This window comes from Aquimarina litoralis (assembly GCF_019295435.1).
In the GTDB taxonomy this organism is placed as follows: domain Bacteria; phylum Bacteroidota; class Bacteroidia; order Flavobacteriales; family Flavobacteriaceae; genus Aquimarina; species Aquimarina litoralis_A.
This window is the reverse complement of the sequence record NZ_WEKL01000007.1, coordinates 55842-79243: the sequence shown is the minus strand read 5'-3', so window position 1 is coordinate 79243 and position 23402 is coordinate 55842. Positions and strand designations below refer to the sequence as shown.

The 23402-nt window shown below is 32.5% G+C and carries 20 protein-coding genes; all 20 read right to left on the bottom strand.

All coding sequences use genetic code 11. The annotated features are described in order from the left end of the window. Positions 1-26 precede the first annotated feature (26 nt). The 20 genes from GBO31_RS05630 to GBO31_RS05535 all read right to left on the bottom strand — a co-directional run bounded on the left by GBO31_RS05630 (position 27) and on the right by GBO31_RS05535 (position 23401). Positions 27-1151: a helix-turn-helix domain-containing protein gene (locus tag GBO31_RS05630; protein WP_219007351.1), complete on the bottom strand. Its 1125-nt coding sequence runs from the start codon at positions 1149-1151 to the stop codon at positions 27-29. Between the two features lie 371 nt (positions 1152-1522). Then, positions 1523-1981: a hypothetical protein gene (locus GBO31_RS05625; protein WP_219007350.1), complete on the bottom strand. Its 459-nt coding sequence runs from the start codon at positions 1979-1981 to the stop codon at positions 1523-1525. Between the two features lie 137 nt (positions 1982-2118). After that, positions 2119-2565 carry a GNAT family N-acetyltransferase gene (locus GBO31_RS05620; RefSeq protein ID WP_219007349.1) on the bottom strand — a complete coding sequence of 149 codons (447 nt, stop codon included), beginning with the start codon at positions 2563-2565 and terminating at the stop codon, positions 2119-2121. Between the two features lie 92 nt (positions 2566-2657). Continuing rightward, positions 2658-3227 (bottom strand): hypothetical protein, encoded by a 570-nt coding sequence (locus GBO31_RS05615; RefSeq protein ID WP_219007348.1) that lies wholly within the window; start codon positions 3225-3227, stop codon positions 2658-2660. Between the two features lie 124 nt (positions 3228-3351). Then, entirely contained in the window at positions 3352-4263 is a 912-nt protein-coding gene (locus GBO31_RS05610; RefSeq protein ID WP_219007347.1) for a putative phage abortive infection protein, read from the bottom strand. A 150-nt stretch (positions 4264-4413) separates the two neighbouring features. Continuing rightward, entirely contained in the window at positions 4414-6258 is a 1845-nt protein-coding gene (locus GBO31_RS05605) for an AAA family ATPase (RefSeq protein WP_219007346.1), read from the bottom strand. 342 nt (positions 6259-6600) lie between these two features. Next, complete coding sequence (locus GBO31_RS05600; protein ID WP_219007345.1) at positions 6601-7194, bottom strand: hypothetical protein; 594 nt, start codon at positions 7192-7194, stop codon at positions 6601-6603. A 186-nt stretch (positions 7195-7380) separates the two neighbouring features. Next, the gene (locus tag GBO31_RS05595) at positions 7381-7788 is read right to left on the bottom strand and encodes a DUF6326 family protein (protein WP_219007344.1); all 408 of its coding nucleotides are present in this window, start codon (positions 7786-7788) and stop codon (positions 7381-7383) included. 30 nt (positions 7789-7818) lie between these two features. Next, a complete protein-coding gene (locus GBO31_RS05590) occupies positions 7819-8463 on the bottom strand; it encodes a hypothetical protein (RefSeq protein ID WP_219007343.1) in 645 nt (214 codons plus the stop codon). A 562-nt stretch (positions 8464-9025) separates the two neighbouring features. Further along, positions 9026-9724: a LytR/AlgR family response regulator transcription factor gene (locus GBO31_RS05585; protein WP_219007342.1), complete on the bottom strand. Its 699-nt coding sequence runs from the start codon at positions 9722-9724 to the stop codon at positions 9026-9028. A 58-nt stretch (positions 9725-9782) separates the two neighbouring features. Beyond that, positions 9783-10808 carry a sensor histidine kinase gene (locus tag GBO31_RS27295; RefSeq protein ID WP_219007341.1) on the bottom strand — a complete coding sequence of 342 codons (1026 nt, stop codon included), beginning with the start codon at positions 10806-10808 and terminating at the stop codon, positions 9783-9785. A 243-nt stretch (positions 10809-11051) separates the two neighbouring features. Further along, entirely contained in the window at positions 11052-12302 is a 1251-nt protein-coding gene (locus tag GBO31_RS05575; protein ID WP_219007340.1) for a serine hydrolase domain-containing protein, read from the bottom strand. 285 nt (positions 12303-12587) lie between these two features. After that, the gene (locus GBO31_RS05570; RefSeq protein ID WP_219007339.1) at positions 12588-13544 is read right to left on the bottom strand and encodes a hypothetical protein; all 957 of its coding nucleotides are present in this window, start codon (positions 13542-13544) and stop codon (positions 12588-12590) included. A gap of 105 nt (positions 13545-13649) precedes the next feature. After that, the gene (locus GBO31_RS05565) at positions 13650-15368 is read right to left on the bottom strand and encodes a serine hydrolase domain-containing protein (protein WP_219007338.1); all 1719 of its coding nucleotides are present in this window, start codon (positions 15366-15368) and stop codon (positions 13650-13652) included. 66 nt (positions 15369-15434) lie between these two features. Further along, the gene (locus GBO31_RS05560) at positions 15435-16247 is read right to left on the bottom strand and encodes a helix-turn-helix domain-containing protein (RefSeq protein WP_219007337.1); all 813 of its coding nucleotides are present in this window, start codon (positions 16245-16247) and stop codon (positions 15435-15437) included. A gap of 65 nt (positions 16248-16312) precedes the next feature. Beyond that, entirely contained in the window at positions 16313-16849 is a 537-nt protein-coding gene (locus GBO31_RS05555; protein ID WP_219007336.1) for an SRPBCC family protein, read from the bottom strand. A gap of 200 nt (positions 16850-17049) precedes the next feature. After that, the gene (locus GBO31_RS27165) at positions 17050-17868 is read right to left on the bottom strand and encodes a M23 family metallopeptidase (RefSeq protein WP_219007335.1); all 819 of its coding nucleotides are present in this window, start codon (positions 17866-17868) and stop codon (positions 17050-17052) included. 98 nt (positions 17869-17966) lie between these two features. After that, entirely contained in the window at positions 17967-18467 is a 501-nt protein-coding gene (locus tag GBO31_RS05545) for a hypothetical protein (protein ID WP_219007334.1), read from the bottom strand. A 140-nt stretch (positions 18468-18607) separates the two neighbouring features. Beyond that, entirely contained in the window at positions 18608-20356 is a 1749-nt protein-coding gene (locus tag GBO31_RS05540; RefSeq protein ID WP_219007333.1) for a TonB-dependent receptor, read from the bottom strand. A 24-nt stretch (positions 20357-20380) separates the two neighbouring features. Beyond that, positions 20381-23401 (bottom strand): tetratricopeptide repeat protein, encoded by a 3021-nt coding sequence (locus GBO31_RS05535; protein WP_219007332.1) that lies wholly within the window; start codon positions 23399-23401, stop codon positions 20381-20383. Position 23402: the final 1 nt, after the last annotated feature.

Here is a 23402-nt window from a genome sequence, read left to right as displayed (position 1 = left end):
ACAAATCATCAAAAAAGATGGTCTTACTACGTGGAATGAGACTCTTTTAACGCCAATGTTCTATAAACTGAAGGTGACACTCCTGTTTTATTTTTGAAGATTCTATAGAAGCTACTCTTTGAACTAAAACCACAACTAAGACCAATTCCGGTAATCGAATGACTCTCAACAGCATCAGATTTTAAAATGGTTTTGGCTTCTTCAACTCGAAATAAATTAATAGAATCATAGAAATTACTATCTAATACCTCTCCAAAAAATGCTGATAGCTTACGTTCAGAAACCTCCATGCTATTGGCAATCATTTTCAAATTCAAATCTGGTAATAAATATAATTTTTCCTCATTCATACACTTATAAAACTTTTGCTTCAACGCATCTTTTTCGTCATCCTTTAAGTACGAAGTTTTGTATTCTAATTCAGTGCTTTTTGTAATGTGTTCTTGAATTAAAAAATCAGGTAAGAAAATTTTAGATTGAGTAACTCCATAATAACCAAGGTATGACATTGCTACTATTATGAAAAACACGGTGATATAACCATCCCATGAAACATTGTATCCAAATGAAATTTCGCTTATTGTTAGAAGAAGATCAATGATAAGAACGAGTAGAAAGCAGATTAGAAAATTTCTAATCCATAGAAAATCTTTTTCTTTAATGTTTGAATAATTATGTTTCATAGTCTTATTGACTACATAGAAAAGCTTTATTGAAAGACTAAAATATACGATTCCATATATATCTTTTATTAATGCTCTGTTTATATATGCATCAATCCATCTGGTAAATTCAAAATCTAAAGAATTAGGCACCGTATAAAACGTAAAATAGATGAGAAAAGGAACAAAATGAATTAAATTCTTTTTAAGCAAATCTGGTTTATTACTAAAAATTGATTTTACGTAAAGAAATAGTAGTGGTGGAATTATAAAACGAGCACCTCCTTGAAAATAATTAGCAATAAATCGTACTATTCTTAAATCATGTAAATTCGCATAGAAAAAAATAAAAATACTAAGAATTAAAAGCCAAAAAACAATTAATATATACTGCGGTAATTTCTTTTGCTTTAAACGAAACAAGCCTATTAAAGCTATTATATTCAATAAAATACCTATAATTAGTATAAAGTCTACTGCTAATTTCATGGATGTTTAGTCTATTGAGTGCGTGTCTTTATGATTTTCGTACCTAATCTTGTATAAGTAATATATTTTACATCTTATTATGATCAGTTTTCTTTTTTAAAATTGTAAACTCGATTCTTCTTCTTTTTCAGCTTATTTGTTTTTATATAGACTATAAAAGTATGTAAAGGTTCAATAGGATATTGATTTTTATGTTTGTAGAGAACATAGAAATATGCTCATTTTGCATAATTTCGGTTTATATGCAATTATAGATACAAAGCCTTTATAAAGAAACGTAAATTCTCGTAAACCAAAAAACCAGCATGCATGAGTTGCTGGTTTTGTGTCGTTGTGAAGTTGTGAACTTTGTGGAGCAGTGCGTTTGTCAGCTAAAAATCAAAACTATTTCCGGATTGTTGTTTAAAATATTTTACTCCAGCAGATAGAATCAATTTTCCAGTTCGGTTACTTGAATTATGAACTCCTTGCGCACTTGCAGTTTTAGCATTGTTCAAAACCCAATCGGGAATGGTACTTGACCAACGATCATTTCTACTGCTTTCGCCATTAACTCCATAAGAAGGCGTCATAATTTCGTAAATCGGTTGACTTGCACTATCAAAAAATGTGATTTTCATGGCTCCGGTAAATCCTTGCCATCGATTGGAAGATGTTTGAACAGTGGAAGTAATCGTACCATTCCAATATACGATCACCGTACCGCAACACCTAAAAGATTTCCCACTAATCCTATTACAATTTGGTGGGATAGTCACTGCAACATTATTTTGGGCGTACACTTCGAACAAACTGAAAATCAGAGCAATTAAAAATAGAAAGCGTTTCATACTATAATTTTTTATGATTACTAATTGTAGCAAATTAGAGGATCATCTCATATGAAGACATACCCTATGGTGAGTATTTTTATGGGCTTATAGGAACGAATTTGTAAGGCTAGGAAGTTGTACTTTGTGGAGTTGATCTATATTTTTTTGGTCATCAATTTTCGATCATTAGAGCTGTAGCCTTTGCTTAGATACAATTTGTTTGCATATATATTATGAGGTTCTACTTCTAGGTGTAGGGCTTTTACGTCTAGTTTTTTGGATTCTGAGGCTACAAAATCTAGTGTTGTCTTGCCAATTCCTTTATTTCTATAATCAGGTTTTATATAGAACTCATCAATAAAAGCGTCTCGACCTTTGTATTCAAAACTAAATCCAAATGCTAGGACTAGATATCCAATGGTTTGTTGTTGGAGTTTGATTACATAGAGTCTCCCTAAAGATTCGTCTGAAGTAAATTCTAGTAGGTTCTTTTCTCTAATAATTGGATCAAAAGCATAGCCCTCCATTTTGTTAAACGACACCATCATTTCCAAAACCTCAGCTTTGTCTTCATCTGTATAGTTTGTAAATGATATTTGCATCTTCTTATTTGCAGTTTTATGGAGATATTAAGTTGTAGACTTTACTAAATAAATATATTATTTATTGCTTAGTCCTTCCCTATTTCCCTTAGTTAAAACTCTTTGTAAATCCTTAATTTCCCTGAGACATCACCCTGATCATGACAAGTTCCATTAATATTAAATATAGTTATCCTTTTTCCTTTTCCATAAACAGAAGAGTTTGGAAGGAATACAGCATTAGTACCAAAATATGTCTTGATCGGCTGATTATCTACATATATTGCAATACTTATATCGTTACAATTATTAGTGTTTAGAAAATCAATGACAAATTCAGTTTCTTCATCAAATGAAGCCAAAACTTTTCCTGATGAAAATTTAGGATGAAACATCCAAGAAATGGAGTATGTTGTAATTCTATCATCATCTAAAACTTCCCAAGTGCCATTTAAGTTATCATTTAAGTTAGGTTGATTAAAGTAAATTCCTCTTGTATCCACAAATAAAGCTCCTCCTTCAGCACTTGGAATGTTAGGGAGATTGTTTCCTTTAACAAACTCAAAAGGAATTGGAGTACCGACTAATACACTGGTTACTTTGACTAACTTTCTTTCCGGAAATTCAGTTTGTGTAGCAGTATGAAATCTATTTTTTTTATTTGTAGACCAACGTCCAGACAAAAATTTTGTTTGTGAACAAATGTTAAAGATCGAAAAAAGGGAAAAAATTAGTAGAAGTGAAATTTTCATAAATGAATAATTATTTAAGATAACAAATTTGATAAAAATCATCAAATTATTGATATCAGTTATCGGTTAACGAAGGTTTTCCAAAGGCACTTTTATTATAGAGATTAGTATGATCTTTTTGCTCAAATATTGGATTTTTTGGCATATTCTGTAAAAAATGATACTCCTCTATTAAAGGTTTAAATTTTCTATTTCCAAACTTACTCAAGCAATTGTAAAACAACATCAATAGTTCAGATGAGGACAGTTGAGCTCTTAGTAAATTTGCGTAAAAAAAATTATCTCCTGGATTCTTCTTGTGTACAAACTTTAGAATATTGTATAAATTCCTAAAGTAATGCCCTAAATCAGTTTGATGATTGACGTAAAAATCAATGTATGATTTTTGAATTCTATCTAATTCATTTTTTTCATCATATCGACTTGCGTACATCTCTTCAAATTCTTGAAAAAAATACTGAAAACAATCTCTACCGGTAAGAGTTACATCTTTTTCTTTCTTAAAATCGTAAAGACTACCACCTTTTGTTGTGTCTATATCAATTCCATCAACTATCTGGTGATGAAGATTTAGCAAGCTAAAAAAGGTTGATTCAAATTGTTGAAGTTTTAATGTATCCCTTTGTTCAGTAAAAACTTGTCGTGTCAATTCCAATTCCTGTCGTTGCAATTCAAACTCTTCTATTTGTTTTTCTAATGCTTCGACTTGAGTTTTTAGAACATCTCTGTTAGTTTCAATATCTGCCCTTTGTTCTCTAAGAGCAACATAAAATAGTATTACACCTGCCAAAGCCCATAAAGAACCTATTAAGCCGCCAACAAAATCTCCAAAATGTGCAACCTTATCAGATTTAATTTGACGATTGGTTTCAAACAAGGTATCATTCCAAAAAAATAAAACAATTCCTAAAAAGAAAATTGCTATCCCTATCCACATTAATATTTTACTTGTCTTTTCTGTAAACATTTACCAATTAATTTATATAAACCTCTCAAATAAACGAATAGACAAAGATTTTTACTTAAAAACTTTCCTATTCTATATTTACCTCTTTTGTCTTGATCTCTTTGCTCGATTATTTAAATCATTATTAATCATAAGCGTTATTAGAAAGATCTACTTTTTTAATTTTTCATTAAGATTGAATACGAAGTTGTAATAAATATTATACTTATTTTTTGCATCCTCTTTACTTAGTTTGTTTATATCGTTAAGTATCCCGTTTACCAAAATACCTTTCAACTCCTTTACATTTATCTTTCCTTGTAGGTTTTTATTTTTGGTTTCAATTTGTTTGATTATTGGACTTTTACTATCTAACTCTATTTCAACCTTATAGTTTTTGCTAACTTCTGAAATGATATAGTGAATAGGATATAAATCTTCAAGGGTGGAAGCTTTATTTGTTTTATAAATGTCATTAATCTCAAAGGTATTTTTAGTGTTAAAAGACTTACTTTCATTTTTCACTCGTTCTTTAATTTTGACTCCAGCAGAGTCAGAATCCACAACTATAAAACCTTTAACAAGTTTACCTTCCATGAATTTCACGTACGTTGGTATCTTTTCTACACCATCAGCTGATATAGTTCCAATTCTAACAGGTTTTATGTCTCTCTTATATTTCTTTAGAAATCCATCAAATAAATCTTTATCAGTTTTTCCTTCAAAAATCAACATATTAGGTTGAATATGCTCATAAACCGAAGTCCCCAAAGCTTCGTAAATAACCTCTTCCTCATAAGGATTATCTTTCTTAATTTGTTTTATAGATGTTAAAGACATTTCTTTTGATACTTTAAAATGTCTATCTAAATTGAGTTTATCAACCATATAAATAGAATGGGATGCAACAAAAACTATATTTGATAAGGCTATTTTTAATAGTTCTTCTCTCAAATATTTCACACCACTTGGATGAAGATGAATTTCAGGTTCATCTAAAAGAATAATTTTATTTTTGATTTTTTCAGTATTACTTTCGATAGATAAATTAAGAAGTATAGAAATAAATTGCTGAAATCCTTCACTTCTTTGTTCCATTTTATATTTGGGAAGTGTATCATCTTTATCCTCAACCATTACTGAACACATCATATTTTCTATTTCTATAAATATATTAATCTTATGTTCTGGCCATCTTTCGTTTATATAATTCGTAATTGAAGAAGAAAGTTCTTGTTTCAATTGTGCTCTTTCTTCAATGTCATCTTTAATCAAATCGATCCTTTTCTTTATATCGATTATACCAGAAATATTAAAAATATTTCTTAGGGGCAAGGATATTGTTGGTTTTGTGGAAAAATCATCCAGATCAATAGGCTTATTAATCAGAAATTCACTTGATGGTCTCCAAATTATCGGCATTGGTGTATTGTGCGTAACATTGTCCAACATTTTTTTCTCAAGGTGAGATTCAATCTTTGATTTCGTTAATAGAATATATGTTGAACCTAAAATTGACTTAATATTATCCTTTGTCAAAGGTTCTTTTTCTTTATACTTATCAGATATCAGATGAAATGAAAAATCCGAACTATTGTAGACATATTTGGAGAATTCTTTGTCATCATTTATCCAAATATGTAAGTAATCTTTCCTATCATTTTTAGAATTTATTTCTGTATGTCTTTGAATTTGATAAGGAATAATTTTAGACTGCAAGGCTTTTGGTATTCCAAAATTATCAAATTGTTTTCTATAATGTCCAAAATTCTCAAATTTCAGATTAAGAGTTATTGTTACAGATTCATCCTTCTTCTTTGCTTTTTTGTTACAGTCTGTTTGATAGTCAAAATAGGCATCTTCGTTCAACAAAGAAATTGCTTTGAGAATATTGCTCTTACCTGATTCATTTTTGCCTAAAAATATTTGACATTTTTTATCAGAAATTCTAGTAATTGGTACCTTTAAGCTTTCAATGCTTTTATAATTATAAATTTCTATACTTTCTATATTCATTCAACTTAATTTTTTCGACCTATAAAGTATCTCAAATGATATACATTTCTATTACACTTTATTTTATTTACAATTATCTACAAACCCCACTAAAGAAACGTAAATTTCCCCAAATAAAAAAACCAGCTAGTAGGAGTTGCTGGTTTTGTTGTATGAGTGGTTGCACTTCGACACTTCGGGAGCCTCAGTGTCCGGTTTCGCTTTTTTGCTTCGAGAGCGCTTCGACACTTCGACAAGCTCAGTGTGACACCTCAGTGTCTGTTTGCATTTTAAGCTCAGTGTGAAACTGCATGATTACTGTACCGCACTTCGAGAGCCTCAGTGCTCGGGTTCTTGATTGGGTTAAAATTGGTAGCCGATAAAGAACCAAAAGTTGTTTACGAATCTGTGGGCGTTGATCGTGGCGCCTTCCCATTGTGTTTCTGGTATGTTATTAAAGTAATACCGAAAAGGAATAGAGATATTGGTATATAAATGTTTGATGCCAAATATATTTTCTTTTCGATATCCAATAGCAAATCCTACCGTTGCCGTTTCATTTACTAAACGATTAGTAGAGATCATATGGTTATACTCATCTTTTACATAGGCAATACTACCACTGTAGTAAAAGTTCTTGCGCTTTCCAAAATATCGATCGTAGTACAATTCATAAATCCGAAAATAGCCTTCTACATTATCACCATCCACAGCCGCAGATTCCCATTTACTAGATAAATGCCTTTCGGTTAGATTCACCTCTCCAATCATTAATCGCATTTGATGTTTCTCATTAAAACGATAACCTACTTCTCCGGCAAAATTCTGGAACTTATTCATGGTCATTTCAAAGGTTTCGTATCCCACAAAAAATGAGGAGCGATCTTGTTGCTGCGCATTTACTGCAATCACTAATAGCAGTAATATAATGATTAGTAGTTTCTTTATATGTATCATATGTTTTTTGTTTTGTATTGATTACACTTCGACACTTCGAGCACCTCAGCGCGACGCCTCAGTGTCCGCTCTCATGCCGGATTCAATTAGATGTCTCAGCGCTCGGATTCGTGATTGGTTTTAGTTTTGAATTTTGAGAGTTCATTATCTCACTTCGAGAGCCTCAGTGTTCGATTTATGGTTGGTTTATTGTGACAGCTCTGTATTTCGTTTTGAGGGTTGTTTGGATAGTTTCCAGGAAACTCGGATTATTACGAGTAATAGTATATTTTCAATAATCACAAAAAAGATATCGTCCATATCCGCGTTAGGTAATGTGCTTAGAAAACCCAGTGATGTTATAACCGCTGCAATGGTATTATACCAAGTATTGGCTTTGTCTTTTAATATTCTGGATAATAAGATCATCATAATTGGAATCTGAGCTACGAAACCATATACCAACATATTCACTTCTGGTATTTGAAGCGACATCATCTGTTCGATATATCCTTCTCGTAAAAATTCGTGTAGATCTCTTACGATCATATTAAATAAGATGACAATCCACAATGTGGATAATAATATTCTTGGGTCTATCGTGTTTGTTTTCATCTGTTTGTATTTTTTAGATAGATTGAAATTTTAGTGTATGGATGTGATACGATGATTGAATACAAATTTGAGATCATCCAATACCGCATTGGATTGTCCCCAATAAAAACTATCATCGCTACCTGATATTAATTGAATCACAATCGTGACATAGGTATTCTTTTGGATCTTATCTATATCTAAATGAAACCTGTTGAATTGCGCTTTTGGAGTGGTGATGTTCAAAATATTAGCATCTTCCAAATGTGTATCTGAGATCATGTGGATCACTTTTTCTGAAGAGATGACGATAATTCGTAATACATCTTCTGCCCTATCAATATCTGATCCTGAAAATTTATAGCGCCCAATCAATTGGAGATCTTCCATATGTGCTGGAACTAAAAAACTGGTTAGGATCTCATTGCTTTGCGCCAGATATCCTCTATGTAATGCCAAGGCATTTTTATTGGCATCTGGTAATTCATATTTGTAAGCAAAAACTTCTCCATAAGATTGTCTCCATTCCTCATTTCTAGGATGTTCTCTCCAACCAACCGGAATTTCATATTCCTGATCTTGACTATAAATAGTTTCGAATTGATTAAAATCTCCGTTTGGAATAGCTACTTGTGCTGCCAACTCTGATACCGTTGCGATAACCAATAGCAATAGTTTGATTAGTAAAGTTCTCATTGCATCATTTTTTACTTAATTAAACAATTAATAATGAAGCAAATATCTAAGGAAGTGAATGGATATAAAACTTTACTATGCAAGACGGAGATATGTGTCTRCAAAAGCAGATTTTCTATCTGCAAAAGGTTTTGGGGTTTATAACAATTATTGTTAGAAATAAAAGCTATTATTGATACCTTCTGAAGACGGGTAAGTATAGAAGTTCTTAATCAGTTGGTCTTTAATTTATCTCCAACTGCACAGTATTGACATGTTATACGATTTACTATATGTAATTAATTTAAAAATCGCACTTTAATTGAACTATTTTTCATTTTCTTTGCTCGCCCAAAGAAAACGAAACAAAAGAAATGGCGTTTTTTCAAGGTGTTTTTCAGCCATGCTGAAAACCAGATTCATTCTGCTAAAATCCTTCCAAGGCTTCAGGATTTTTTAACGCAAAACAAATCTTACACTGGTGAAAAAAAATTCAAAGCGCTGCTTTGGAACGTAAATCATTACGATAGATAAGACTTTTATCTCAAGCCTCGAATTAATACCAATATTAATCGTTACAAGCTTACCATTTACTAGTACTGATTTGCTGAAAAAAAAAAGTTTTATAGGTTTCGGAAATAGGAATAAGTTGTTCGCCAATTCGTATTCGATTTCGTTCGATAGAATCAATTTTACTGATAGAAACCATATAGGATTTATGAACCCTACAAACCAAATTGGCAGGAATGATCTGCTCAAATTCTTTAAAGTTCTGCAGTGTCATAATTCTTTTATCTGGCATATGTATTCTGCGATAATCTCGCATTCCTTCGATATATAAAATGTCTGCCAGATTGATTTTTTCTAATCGGTTTTCGGTTTTTACAAAAATGAAATCTGGTTGTTTTTGCTGTTTCCTATTATCCAGATTTTCTTGTGCTTTGTTCACAGCTTGCAGAAATCTATTAAAAGTAAAAGGTTTTAAAAGATAGTCTGTAACATTGAGTTCAAAGCTTTTTAAGGCGTATTCCTGATAGGCAGTAGTCATAATCACCTCGCTCGTAATCTTTGAACTTTCCAACAATTCTATACCCGATAATTCATCCATATTAATATCCAGAAAGATTACATCCACCGTATTCGTTTTTAAAAAGGCAAGACCATCCAAGGCATTGTCAAAAGTAGCTGTTACTTTTAGAAATGGTATTTTTTCAGCAAATTCTTTAGTTCTTTCTAACGCTAAAGGTTCGTCTTCGATGATGATACAGGAATAAGGTGTCATTCGTGATTCAATTCTTTAAAATTTACTCGATAATCGAGTTGCAAATACTTTCAATAGTTTACTGCGTAATAATTAGACGTACTTTATATTCTTCTTTTTCTTTTACTACGTTTAAAGTATACTTTTCTGGATATAGCAATGCCAATCTTTTTTCGATAAGCGTATTTCCTAAACCATTATTCATATGAGTTACTTTCCTATTCCGATTGAACTTGTTGTTACATTCAAATCGTATACTTCCTTCTTCTATAAAGATATGAATCGTTATCGCATTGTCTATTTTTTTATTAGAGGTGTGCTTAAAAGCATTTTCAATAAAGGGAAGAAAAATCATAGGAGCGATTTCTTTACCATTTGGTGAACCGGTGACCTGATAATTGATATAACGCTCATTGGCAGTTCTTATCTTCTGCAATGCCAAATACTTTTCGATATATTCCAATTCTTTAGTCAATAAAATCGTATCTGTTTTTGTCTCAAAAAGCATAAAACGCATGATATCTGATAATTTATTTAGGTACGTAGAGGCTTCTTCAGCATTTTTAAGGATCAGAATATCAATATTATTCAGGGTATTGAACAAAAAATGTGGATCTAACTGAGATTTTACCAAAGCCATTTCCATCTCGTGATTTTTTTGCTTTAGCTCTTCTTTTACTTTTAATTCTTCATACCAGGTAATAAATCCTTTGGTTACCAATGCGACAACTCCAACGATAAAATCTACAAAAGAAATAAATACAATACCTACAGTAATAGATTCTTGTGCTCCTGTTAAACTATCTATTCCTAGAAAAGCATAGATCAGCACATTGCCAATCAACGCTGCTCCAATGGCAAAACCAAGTGCATATGTAATAGACAGTAGTATCTTTTTCTGTCGAATTTTGGGAAATACCAAAAAATAAAACGAATAATAGGAAATAACCGATGGAACTGTAGCAAAGTAAAAAGCTCTTTCTGTCGCTTGTTCAACAACTGCATTATCCTCACTTCCTACTGAGAGATACACTAGAATAACGGTTAATACTAAATAGCATAACCAAAATCCAATTTGTAATCCAATAATGATTGACTTTTTCACGATGAATAGCTAAAAGTTTACTCGATAATCGAGATTTAAATGCTCCGAGACTTGCCTTGAAATCTAAATCTCTTTCAATCCAACTCCTAATGGGTTTACCAAAAGGTTGTTTACTATGACAAAAATCACCTATTAATCTAAGATTATAAAGTATATTCTGCAAAGTAGCATTATTTGTCTGCAAAATATAAAGATGCAGTTTTTACATATATTCTAAGTATTACAACAGTATAGTTTATACTATTATTCAATAATAGAAGATGCTACATAATCTTGAAATAATTGTCTTAATCCTAATTGTCTGTAAGGAGATAATTGTATCATCATTACATACGCCATATCATTAGCTACATCTATTTTGAAATATGTACCTACAGCGCCTCCCCATCCATATACTTTTTCTAATTCATTTTCACTTTTTCCTCTTATGGCAAATCCTAATCCAAAACCATATTCACCTAAGGGAAGTCTGAAACGTTCTTGATAATTTTTGACTTCTTGTAAGTGATCTTTGAATAGTAAGGCAACGGTTTCTTCTTTGAGCAATCGATGTCCATTTGTGGTTCCTTTATTTAGAAGCATCTGACAAAATTTCAAGTAATCAAAGGTTGTAGAAACCAATCCACCACCTCCATTGAATAAAGTAACTTCACGTACATATCGGTTATCTCTTTGCGCTTGTGATATGTGCAATCCTGTTCCTTCTTGCCAACCATATCCAACTGTAAATCGTTCTATTTTTTCTTTAGGCAATTGAAAATGGGTGTCTTTCATTGCTAAAGGACCAAAAACTCGCTCACGTAAATACGCATCTAATGATTTTCCGGAAAACAATTCTACCAAATAGCCACAAATATTGGTCGACAATCCATATTGCCAATCTGTTCCAGGTTCAAACAATATGGGAAGTTTACTCAATTTGAGTACAAATTCTTTATTCGTTTTAGAAGTATATAAATTGGCGTCTGCATATAGCTGATTTAGTGCTGCATTGGGTCCTCTCCCATAATTGAATCCTGATGTATGCCTGAGCAGATCGATAATTCTAATTGGGTTTTTAGCTTCCGTTATTACAGAATCCCTATGAATATTCATTTTTTTAAACTCAGGTATGAACTTATACAGCGGATCTTCTAATCTGAACTTTCCTTCTTCATACAACTGCATAAGTGCAACTGACACTATAGGCTTGGTCATGGAGAAAATCCGAAAAATATGATGCTTATCGAGCGGTTTTCCTTCTTCAATATTTGCATATCCATAACTATCAAAATGAACTAATTTCCCTTTTCGAAGAATCGCTGTTTGAATTCCTGCTAGTTGTTTTTCGTCTACCAACCTATGAAAATGAGCATTCATATTTTTTAGGCTGTCACTAGACAAACTCATCAATTCGGGTTTGACAACTTCAAAAGGTTTTTCCTGAGCAATGGATGTTATTGAAGTCATGCAAATTAGAAAAATCAGGTTTGTTACTCTTATCAGTGTATTCATAGGGTATTTTTCTAATTGGTTATGATCTATAAGATGTATTCTTCATACATTCGATGTATGTTTGTATTGACTGGCTTACAAGCCTTGTCTAAAAATAAAATAAATTCTAGTAAATAAAAAAGTAAGATTTCTAGTGGGTTACATCTAATCACATTTCGAGTACGCTTCGACACTTCGAGAGCACTTCGACACTTCGGGAGCCTCAGTGTCCGCTTCCATATTGGCTTAGTGTGGCACCTCGATATTAGATTTAGTATTCTGTCGGGATTTGTTTACAAACTGTAATCATTTAGAGGTATCTGTCCATTGGATGAATTTTGTAAACTGCTTACTCCAAAGAGATTGTTTTCCCTCTTTATTTTTCTTAGCATAGGCATGATCACAACCTATACAGACTTCAAAAGTTAGKTTCTCTTTTCGGTTTTCAATAAACTTTACAGGAAGTACATAGGCCGTTTCGATAGGTGTGCTTTCGTCTTCCGTTCCAAATAGTGCGTATATAGGAATATCCAATTGTACTAAATACTCAATAGGCGCTTTTTCATAGGTAGACCAGCGTTTGTTGGTAAATCCATAATGATCAATTTCTGTGGAATTGGGATTTTTTATAACCGATGTATACCATTCTAGAATTCCTTGTATATTTTGATGCGCTTCTTCATCAGAAAGTTCTCCTTTTAAGGATGCGATTCTATTAAAGAGTGAGAACTCATAAAAGTTATGCAATACATTCCCAGACCAAAACCCTAAATGGGTAATGCTTTTATTTGTAGTAGCCAATGCTGCTCCAATCACCGCTCCTTCAGAATGACCATAGACAATAATTTTCTTTGGATTTGTCAAATGATTCTTGATGATATGGTTAATCGATTCGTCCATTTGTTTTATGCGATACTCCAAATAGTTATTCTTATAATAGCTTTTAGGAATCGTTATATCACCATCTTTATACATTCCTTCCATTCCTGGTTTTGGAATAATAGCGTAAGTATAAGATGCATCTAGCTTTTTATAGTCATCTCCAAACCAACGGTAATATTTGGTTTTACCATTTTCTTCAGCATATGAAAATAGAGGATTTGCGTCCGTTCCTTGTATAAAAACAACCAAATTGCTAGGTTTTTCTTTTACATTTTTCAAAAAATAAGTGATGGTATCGGTATCGCTTAAAATTTGTTCTTGAATAAAACCATATTTCTCAAGAGCATTTTGCATTGTTGGAAGCTCTTTGGTTTGAGCCATGCAAAACGAGGAACAAAAAGCTATTATAACCGCAACATATATTCGCATAACATGATGTTTCTTTATCGACGATTTGAAAGCTAAAATGTTACTATACAGTCATGTTTAATTTACTATAGCTGGTAGAATGTATTTTTGTAAAATATCTCTGGGTTGGTTGCCTTTTCGGTTTCTAAAATTTCCTGAAGTGATAACTACTACCGTTTCTAATGCTGGTAGGATAAATATAAACTGTCCGCCAGCACCTCTGGCTTCGATCGCTTCAATATTTTTTCCTTTTACTTCATAATCATCATGCCACCACAAGTACCCATATTCATTTTTGTCATCATAATCTTGTAATCTTCTGTATTTACCGAAGGATTCTTGCACCCATTTTTCAGAAATAATTTGTTGCCCCTTCCATTTTCCATTGTTCAGATATAATTGTCCAAACTTTAAAAGATCTCTTGGTGTTAGTAACATACCACCTCCAAAATATGGAACACTTTCAGAATCATCGGTTTGATTGATATAATTTCTGATTCCAAGTGGTGCAAATAGTTTTTCATCCATATAATTTTCGAGTGGTATGTTAAGGCGTTCGTTTAGACAAATTCCTAATAAAAATGGATTGGCAGATCCGTAGTCCGCATAAGTTCCTGCTTCTTTTACCATTGGTGCTTCTAAAACAGTTTGTAACCAACTATTAGGATTACTTGGATTCTGATACGTATTTTCTGATGCCTCTTTATTGACTGCCAAACCACCACTCATCGTTAGTAAATCCTGTAAGGTAATCTTGGATTTTGAAGCATCTTTAGTGTATTGATACTTTTGAGGAACAAAATCATACAGTTTTTGATCTACACTTTCTATAATTTGATCATCAATAGCAATTCCGATCACAGCAGAAGAAATACTCTTAGAAGCTGATCTTAAATCATGAGGAATATCTGCATTGAACCCATCAAAATAGGTTTCGAATACCAAGGTGTCTTTTTTGGCAATGAGAATACTGTGTGTATTTACCAATTCTTTTTTATGGATATCCGAAATAAGTGTTTCTAAAGTGTTGCTATCAATTCCAACATCTTTACAATTCGCAGTAGCCCAACCATCATCTAATTGTTTTGGCGTGTCTGTATTTTGTACCTGCGGAATTGGGTTCTGTGTATATTCCCAACCATCTTTGGCAAAAGTCAATGTGGTTTTGGTTAATACTACATCAGTGAGTAAAATCTCCAGTTCGATGGTATCTACTAACAGTTTTGCTCTAAAATTAAAACCAGTATTTCCATCTTTAAATGATACGATATTACCTTCCTTTTTAAAATCTTTGGTCCAGGCACCTCTAAATCGTTGATCTCCAAAGAAAGGATACGCAGCGATATTTCCATTTTCTCGATGTTCTACATATAAATCGATATCATCTGATTGCAAACTATTATTAACCATAAATGGATTCCAATCTACTTCATAACGATTAGTATCTGTACGCTGAAAACGAGTTCGATATAAGAACTTTCCACTTTTGATAAATCCAACCAATGCTTTTCCACCTTCTTCATACTCCAACTCAAAAAATAATTGTTGATTTACATTCAAATGAATCTTATCCTTATTGGTTGATGTTAGTTTTTTATCAATAATCGTTTGATCATTGGCAATCGTAAGATGAAATGTATTGGATTGCTGTTTTTCTATAGTTACCTTAAAATTGAAAGTGTTTTTATCTGGTAAATGTCCTACCCATTCGCCTTGATAATTCTTTTTAGGGCTTTGTGCACAACTGATCAAGGTTGCACATACGATAAAAACTAAGATTGTGATGTTTTTGTACATAAATGTAAATGATTTGAGAAGCAAATGTATTGCATCACGAACTTCAAAAATTGTATGAAATTAACATCAGGTATTTTTGATAATTTTCTTTCGATAATGACTTGGATTCATATCAAAATGAGACTTGAAAACACGATTAAAATGACTTTGATCTGAAAAACCAGCTTCATAAGTGATTTCCGTTAACGAATTGGAGGTATCTAATAAAAGTGGAATTGCCTTTTTTAGTTTTTGTTGTCGGATATATTTTCCGAGACTCATAGAAAGATATTTGGGTGCTGCTCTGGAAATATGAACCGGATGTATGTTTAACTCTTTGGATAAATATTCTAGTGATAAAGGAGTACTATCATAATGTAGTAATTCTTTTAAGTCTCGCACCCAATCTGGATGATGTAAGGCGTCTATTTGTTTTAGATCACTCAGTGCATCACACACCTGAACGAGTAGCAATTCTACAGAGACATCGCTAAAAGTATCCGAAACGATAAACTCGCGATAAATTTCAGCAAAAAGGAAGTGTAATTTTGGATTATGGATCAGCTGGCTTCCTTCCCAAACCTCCAAAGAGATTCCATGTTTTTGTAGCCATTTTTTTTCAAACTCTAAATGAAAACCACTGGCATTTGCAGAATGTTTAGACCCAAAATGTGGTTCTTGCCAATTATTAAACATCAAACTACCGGAAGGGCAAAGCGTTTTTACTTTTTTATTGCAATCTTTCATATCACCTTCTAACACATACATAAAATATGGGTTTTCATGGTAATGCCAATCAGTTCGCTCTGTGGTATAGCTATACTGCGATAACAAAACTCCATTGAATGAACTTTCTGAATTTTGTTTCCCGTAATATGTTCCTTTGGTTAATATTTTCAAGATGTGCGCTTCATTAATTACCCCTTACTTTTTACTACTAATGTCAATTTCGTTACTCTAAAGTACTATTCTGAAGCGTATTCTTTTGTATTTGATTCGATCAAATTTTTCAAAGCAGCTAAATTTTTGTCTTCTTGTCCTTTCATTCCACTTTTCATCAAAGCCATCATGGACTTCGCTATCAATCCATTTCCTTTTACCATCGATTTGGAGGTTATGGTTGTTGTTCCGTTTTCTTCTTCAAAAAACATCTCATATCCCATATCCATAAATTCCATAGTAAAGGTCATTCCCATATGTTCATTCAATTTCATATCGGTAATTGTTTCTGTCATCATCATTTCTTCTCCTTGATCATCAACATACACATTGGATACTGCTCCAACCGTATTTTTTGTACCGCTTACATGTTCTGTTCGTATATAACCTTCAATCCATTTTGGCAAATTAGATTCATCTGATACGACCGCCCATGATTCCGCAGCAGATTTATTAACTACTATTTCATTTTCATAGGATACGGAAGAGGTAACAAGTCCCATCCCGAAGAAGACTAAAGCAAGTACGATCACTACGTACAAAATGTATTTAATATATTTCATGATTGTTATGGTATTGGTTTGTTGTTGTATTTGCAAAAGGGAAAACCCTTCTCATTCCAGTAATTTTAAACAGCAACTGGTCTTATAAATGTACTGATTTTCTGGATGTTTGAAAAATAGCGGATTAGAAAAAGGCTAGTTCATGTAGTTCCGTTCTATATCAATGTAGTTTATTTTGAAATTCTCCTCAATATAGTTCGCTAATAGGATTTGCGATAGGTTTTTCCCTCTTCTAATTGTTCTGCCATTTTTCCATTACCGGTTAAAAATTTTGTAGCTAATGTTTCCCGATCATTAAATCGTTGCAAAAAGACCACAAAATGTAAATGTGGTCCTGTAGACCATCCTACATTTCCGCTAAATCCTATATGTTGTCCTTTTTTAACGATCTCTCCTGGTTGTACTTTGGATCCATTCTTTTTGATATGGGTATATTCTGCAAAAGTTCCATCGGAGTGGTATACTAATATGTAGTTATTGAACTTTTCGCAACCTACATCCGCACAGGTTTTAGCATTGCTTTCTTGTACTAAAATAACTTTACCATCTCTTGCGGCGTAAATTGGAGTGCCAATTGGCATTCTAAAATCTAATGCATACTCATCATGATGTGAAATCTTACCCAAATATCCTTGTGTAATCATATGCTCCGTTCCTTTTTTAAAAGGAAGATGATAGGCATAGTTTTTATCATACGATTTTTGTAAATGATTGCCATGATTGTACCGAATACTAAACCCTAATCTCAGTGCTTTTTTTCTATCGATTACCGTAAGATCAGCAATATAAAATTTGGTAATTTGTTCTGGCACTTCTATGATTTTGATATCACCAATACTAGAAGTTAAATTTTCGATCTTAAAATCAATCTCTACCGAAACCGGGCAAAACTCACCGTTATCAGCATAGATCTTATATCCATTATCGGTTTCTTCATAATATACCTTAAAATTTTCCTGTGCAAAGATAGGTATCGACAATAGGCACAGTATCCCAAAAATAGCACGCTTCATATTCATTTCATTTCCAATTACGAGAAGAAAATACTGTTTTTAATTCTAATACAGCAAATTAATTTAAGAATTAACTTTAACAATATTCTTTTTTTAACTTAACCCTACTTTTTTAGATCTTCTTCTATTTCGTTAAGTGGAATTTCATTCATATTTGGAGCATATTCACCATAAACCATTTTCTTTTCTAGGTCGACATCCAAAAAGTCAGTGAAACAGGAAGAAAAACTGTAATCATTTATTTTTCCATTCTTAGAATTACCCCAAATTTTATTTGGTGCTATTAAATAGTGTTTTCCAATTTTAAAATAATCAGTATATGGTCGACAAAGAGCTCCATTATCCCCCCAAATTTGAATAATTTCCCTAGACTCTTCACCTTTGTATTTTTTTATAATTTCTGCCTTCATTGCTAAAGGCATTTTTTTTATTTCTCCATTGAACTTATATTCTGAATATTTAGAGTATTCTATAATTTTTACTAAAGCCACAAATCCTCCAGTAGATGATTTGCTAAAAGAACAATCTCCATTACATTCGCAATCACAGGCGATCAACTCAAGTGAATAAAACAACGTAATTAGGAAAATTAAATACTTAAACATCTTTAATATTTGTTGATTTAATACTATTAGAATTTAGACTAAATCATAGAATAATACTTTTTCATTAAAGTATTTCACAAAATTAAAAATTAACATACCTAGAAAACACACCATATTCAGTGAATATAGTTTCTCTATTTTTAATAATTAAATTTATACGTAACTCCTCCTAATACCTGAACACCTTGTACTGGAAAGTTTGCCCAACGCTCATAACTCTGCCCAGCAAGATTATTTCCTTTTACAAAAACGGATAATTTCTCATTAAATCGATATCCTAGATTCACATTGGCATCAAAATAGCTGTCCAAAGTTATGGTTGCTTCTGGTATCGTTGAAACAAAAGGTACTGCTGTATTTATATCTTTTCGTTCCCCTACATAAAACAGCTGCGCTCCGGCGAACCACTGCTCTGTAATTTGATAATCTAATAATGCAGATGCTTTTAGTTCTGATAAATTCCACGCTTCCTGTTCATCATCTGTATTATAACTAAAATACTCTCCAGAAACTCCAAGCTTAAACTTCTTATTGATATTGAAGTTCAACTCTCCATATCCACTTAGTGTTAAAATATCATCATATCTGTATGCAAACGAATTTCCGTAATCGTATCCTTCTAATGGAATAACTTGTGGTCTGTTATTTACAAATAATGGTTTATCATTTTCTGAAGCATAACCACCTCTAAAATTATAACTAACTACATCAGATATTTTTCCTTTTAATCCTACATATGCATCGAATTGGTTATGTGTAGTTGTTAAAAATAATGTTGGCGACACATATGGATTAGCTTGCACAGCATCTCTGTACGTATTTTGTCGCAATCCTCCTTCTAAACCTCCATAAGCAATTACGGTTTCATCTATTAATCGATACGATGCGGTTACTTTAGGATAAATAAAGAAATCATTATCATTATTTTGGCTATCGATACTGAAAAATACAGCTGCTCCCAAATTTAAGGTGAGATTGTCTCGTAATACTACCAAACTAGGTTGGACTCCTAGATTTAAGATACTAAAATCATTAGGCGTTTGTAAAGTAAGATCCAACGGTCTATCAAAATTTCCTCCTAAATAATCGATGWTAAAATCTGTAGTCACTAATTCATCTACTATCTCAAATTCGAAAGTAGGTTTAAAAACTGCATGATGTTCTGTAGTACTCAATGCATCTCCAAAATAGCGATAGTTTAGGGAAGCCCTTTTAAAATATAAATCATCAAATTGCAATTTGCCCCCCAACTTGGCCCCAAAATAATTCTGTTGAGGGTCAATTGCATCAATTTGTTCTTGTGTTAATACTGGAATATCTGGTAATCCATACCAATTATATAACTGGTGTTCTGCTCCTACCTCAATTCCATAAGTAAAGTCTCTAGTTCTAGATGTGTAATTTAAATCTAAAAAAGTGTTGTAAAATTTATCATCGAGTACTACATCATCAATACCTCCTTGAGAAGAATTATGATGTAAGTATAAACCGATATTATCTGTCCGGTTTAATTGAAAGTTACTGTAAAACTCTGCTAATACCGATGTAAAGTTTCCAAAACCTAGTGTAGCATAATTGTCATACAAAGGTATTTTTTTAGGTTTATCAATATTAGCTGCTCTTCCTTTTGCTGGTGTAAAAGTAGATGCTACAGGAACTGAAAAAATACTGTATCGCAATTCTTTTTTCTTTTGAATGACAGAATCATTTAGAACGGGTGTAGATTTCACCTTAAAAGCATCACTTATGGTAGGTGTATAGGTTTTTACAATAACTACACGTTCTGTTTCTATAGTTTCTTCCTCTTCTTTTTCCTGAGCGACTAATGCCGTCATACTAAAAGCGGTGATACAGGTAAGAGAAATGAATTTCTTAATATATCTAGACATAAATACGAAGTCGTTTATAACTGATTATTGTTGTTCGGTTTTGATCGATGAATTTGTTTTTGCTTCTTCAGCTTTGATTTTTCTAAGTTCGGATCGTGCTTCATTAATTACATCAGGATAATCTGTAAAGTTTTTGATCACACTTTCTAATATATAAGTTGCTTGATAGGCATCTTCTAACCCGTAAAAATTCTTGGCCATTAATACTAAGCCTTTGGCACCATACAATTTATATCCTGAAAAATCTTTAGCTAGTTTTTGTACGGTTTCATTAGAACCTTTATAATTACCTTCTTTATTTTTAAAATATGCATCATAATACAAAGCTTCTGCCGCCAGCTCTCCGGTTGCTATTTTTCTAACTTCTGCATATGCTCTTTTGGCTCTGGCATCATCCGCAGTTTGCAAAGCTGCTCTAGCTATAAAAATCTGAGCATCACTCTTTACATCGTTTTGAATTTTTGGATTTTCCAGTACTTTTTCAGCATAAGAAATGGTTTCCTGATAATGTACCAACTGATAATGTGACTTCATCAGATTCGATTGTGCAAAAATGATATTTTGTGGAAAATCAGCTGTTTTTTCCAGTCGTTCTAATACTGGAATTGCTTTATCATAGTTACGATTCTCTAAATGTATCTGAGATAAACGTGCTAATGCTTGCTCTGTAAATTCGGTACGATCTTTTTCCAATACATATTCATAGTGAGGAATGGTAGCTTGTTTATCTCCTTTTTTATAATACAATTGTGCCAGATAAAAATGACTTTTTAGCGCATGAAGACCATTTGGAAATTCATCTAAATACTTTTGAAAGCCAATAACAGCAGCATTATCATTATTCTCTAAATATTGTTTCTCTGCCGCTTCATAAGAAGTATTATCCAAATCAGCGTCTGTTACATCCACAAAACTCAATCCTTTTACCCAACTAGAATATTCACTCGTTCTTCCTAGATCTACATAGATCAATCTTGCCGTATTAACTGCTTGAATTGCTTCTTCTGTTCCAGGATAATCAGCTACTACATTTTTAAACTTGCTTAAAGCTCTGTTTCCTTGATCTCCATTATAATAAATCAATCCCTGTTTGAGTAAAGCTTTTGGTACATACGAACTTCTAGGAACTTCTCGAATCAATCTATCATATGCTTCAATACCTCTTTGTGTTTTATTTTCAGCAACGTAGGTATTTCCAAGGGCGAACATAGCGTCATCACGATATGTAGATCTGGTATACTTCTTTAGAAACATTTCTAAATCACTTATCTTCTTATCATTCTTTTTTACAAAACCATAACTAATTGCTTTCTGGTAATGTGCATAATCGGCATCTGCTCCACCTTTTTTAATCGCTTTATTATAAGCTTCCATCGCTGGCCAATACTTGCTAGAAATAAAGTGACTATCACCCAATCGTAAATAGGTGTCTGTTAATCGTACTTCGTCTATTCCTTTTTTCTTAGCATAACTATCAAAAAAATCGGCTGCTTGCGGATATTGTTTTAGTTTAAAATAGGTGTATCCAATATTATAATCTATATCCTTATATTCATTGGTATCAGAGGCTCCTTCTTGCCCTTTAAATTGTTTAAAACCAATGAGTGCTTCATCAAAATTATTTTGCAAATAATCACATTCTGATTTCCAATAGATCGCTTTAGCTGTAAATCTTGGATCTGTTTGCTGGGCTAAAGACTTATCAAAATATTTTTTAGCTTCCGTATAATTAGCTTCATTGTACAGCTCTACTCCTCTGAAAAAAGCCACCTTTTGATATACTACCTTATCACTGAAGTTACGACTTCCTTCTAACAAATCCATTGCTTCTTTATAGTTCTTAGAAGTAATGTAGGAACTGATTAATAATTCCTGTATCTCCTCTTTAAATTCAGAATTTGGATACGCTTCTGCATAGGATAATAACACTTTAGAAGGACTTTCAAAGGAGTTCCCAATTTCATAACTCAATTTAGCATAGTTATATAAGGCATCTTCTTTAATTTTCGCTTCGAAATCCATTTCTGAAGCATTCTTAAATGCATTTAGCGCCTGCTGTTTTTGATCCAATTTCAGATAGGATTCTGCCAGATGATAATAGGCATTCTGCGCAGTGGCATTTCTACCATCTACAATTTTATTAAATTCTGAAATTGCATTTTGATAATCTCCGCCTTTATAATACGCATATCCTAATTGATAGTAATCCGTATTATTCCATTTTCCTTTTCTTCCACGATACGCCTTTAGATGTGGAATTGCTTTGTCATATTGCCCAAGATTGAAATAACTTTCACCAATGATTTTATTCAATTCTGATTTCTCGGAAGGTTTTGATCTTGGAAGTTGTCCAAGTCCGTCATTAATAGCTTCCTGAAATTTTCCAGATTTAAAATTCATATCACTCTGGAAATACGATAAGTTTTTATTGTATTTATCTAAGTCTTTTACCTCATCAAAAAGTTTATCCGCTTCCTGATAATTATCTCCTTCGTATGCGATAAAACCGAGATAATATTTTGCTTGTGCTCCATATTCATCAGTTTCTTCTACTTGTGATAAAAACTTTTTTGCTTCATTAAACCGTTGAATTTTAAAATAAGCGTATCCATTATTAAAATTAAACTTTTCCTTTTCTGAGCGACTCATGTTTCCTTGATCTACTTTGTCGTACCATTTTCGCGCGTAGGCATATTTTCCATTATCGAAATAGTAGTTCGCAACATCTAAATAAGCAGCATTACGTTTGATACTTGTAGGATATTGCACTACGAACTGTTCCATTAGGTCGTCCGCTCCTTTTTGATTCAGCCAAACCGCACAATTAGCAATATAATACGTACATTCTGCATCAATATTTTCATCATCCACAGCATCTCTAACTTTATCGAACAAATTCTGAGCAGCTAAAAACTGCTTATTGTTATAAAGCTCTAACGCTTGGTTATAGAGTACTAACTCATTCGTATAAATTGCTGATTGTTGAGCAGAAATCTTTGAAGATAGGATTGCCACAAAAAGCATCAAAGTGATGTATTTGTTCATG

Coding starts and splice junctions, on each gene's coding strand:
- GBO31_RS05555 (WP_219007336.1), bottom strand. CDS start 16,849: ATGAAATATATTAAATACATTTTGTACGTAGTGATCGTACTTGCTTTA.
- GBO31_RS27165 (WP_219007335.1), bottom strand. CDS start 17,868: ATGAATATGAAGCGTGCTATTTTTGGGATACTGTGCCTATTGTCGATA.
- GBO31_RS05625 (WP_219007350.1), bottom strand. CDS start 1,981: ATGAAACGCTTTCTATTTTTAATTGCTCTGATTTTCAGTTTGTTCGAA.
- GBO31_RS05535 (WP_219007332.1), bottom strand. CDS start 23,401: ATGAACAAATACATCACTTTGATGCTTTTTGTGGCAATCCTATCTTCA.
- GBO31_RS05605 (WP_219007346.1), bottom strand. CDS start 6,258: ATGAATATAGAAAGTATAGAAATTTATAATTATAAAAGCATTGAAAGC.
- GBO31_RS05600 (WP_219007345.1), bottom strand. CDS start 7,194: ATGATACATATAAAGAAACTACTAATCATTATATTACTGCTATTAGTG.
- GBO31_RS05565 (WP_219007338.1), bottom strand. CDS start 15,368: ATGTACAAAAACATCACAATCTTAGTTTTTATCGTATGTGCAACCTTG.
- GBO31_RS05595 (WP_219007344.1), bottom strand. CDS start 7,788: ATGAAAACAAACACGATAGACCCAAGAATATTATTATCCACATTGTGG.
- GBO31_RS05590 (WP_219007343.1), bottom strand. CDS start 8,463: ATGAGAACTTTACTAATCAAACTATTGCTATTGGTTATCGCAACGGTA.
- GBO31_RS05545 (WP_219007334.1), bottom strand. CDS start 18,467: ATGTTTAAGTATTTAATTTTCCTAATTACGTTGTTTTATTCACTTGAG.
- GBO31_RS05610 (WP_219007347.1), bottom strand. CDS start 4,263: ATGTTTACAGAAAAGACAAGTAAAATATTAATGTGGATAGGGATAGCA.
- GBO31_RS05575 (WP_219007340.1), bottom strand. CDS start 12,302: ATGAATACACTGATAAGAGTAACAAACCTGATTTTTCTAATTTGCATG.
- GBO31_RS05585 (WP_219007342.1), bottom strand. CDS start 9,724: ATGACACCTTATTCCTGTATCATCATCGAAGACGAACCTTTAGCGTTA.
- GBO31_RS05620 (WP_219007349.1), bottom strand. CDS start 2,565: ATGCAAATATCATTTACAAACTATACAGATGAAGACAAAGCTGAGGTT.
- GBO31_RS05630 (WP_219007351.1), bottom strand. CDS start 1,151: ATGAAATTAGCAGTAGACTTTATACTAATTATAGGTATTTTATTGAAT.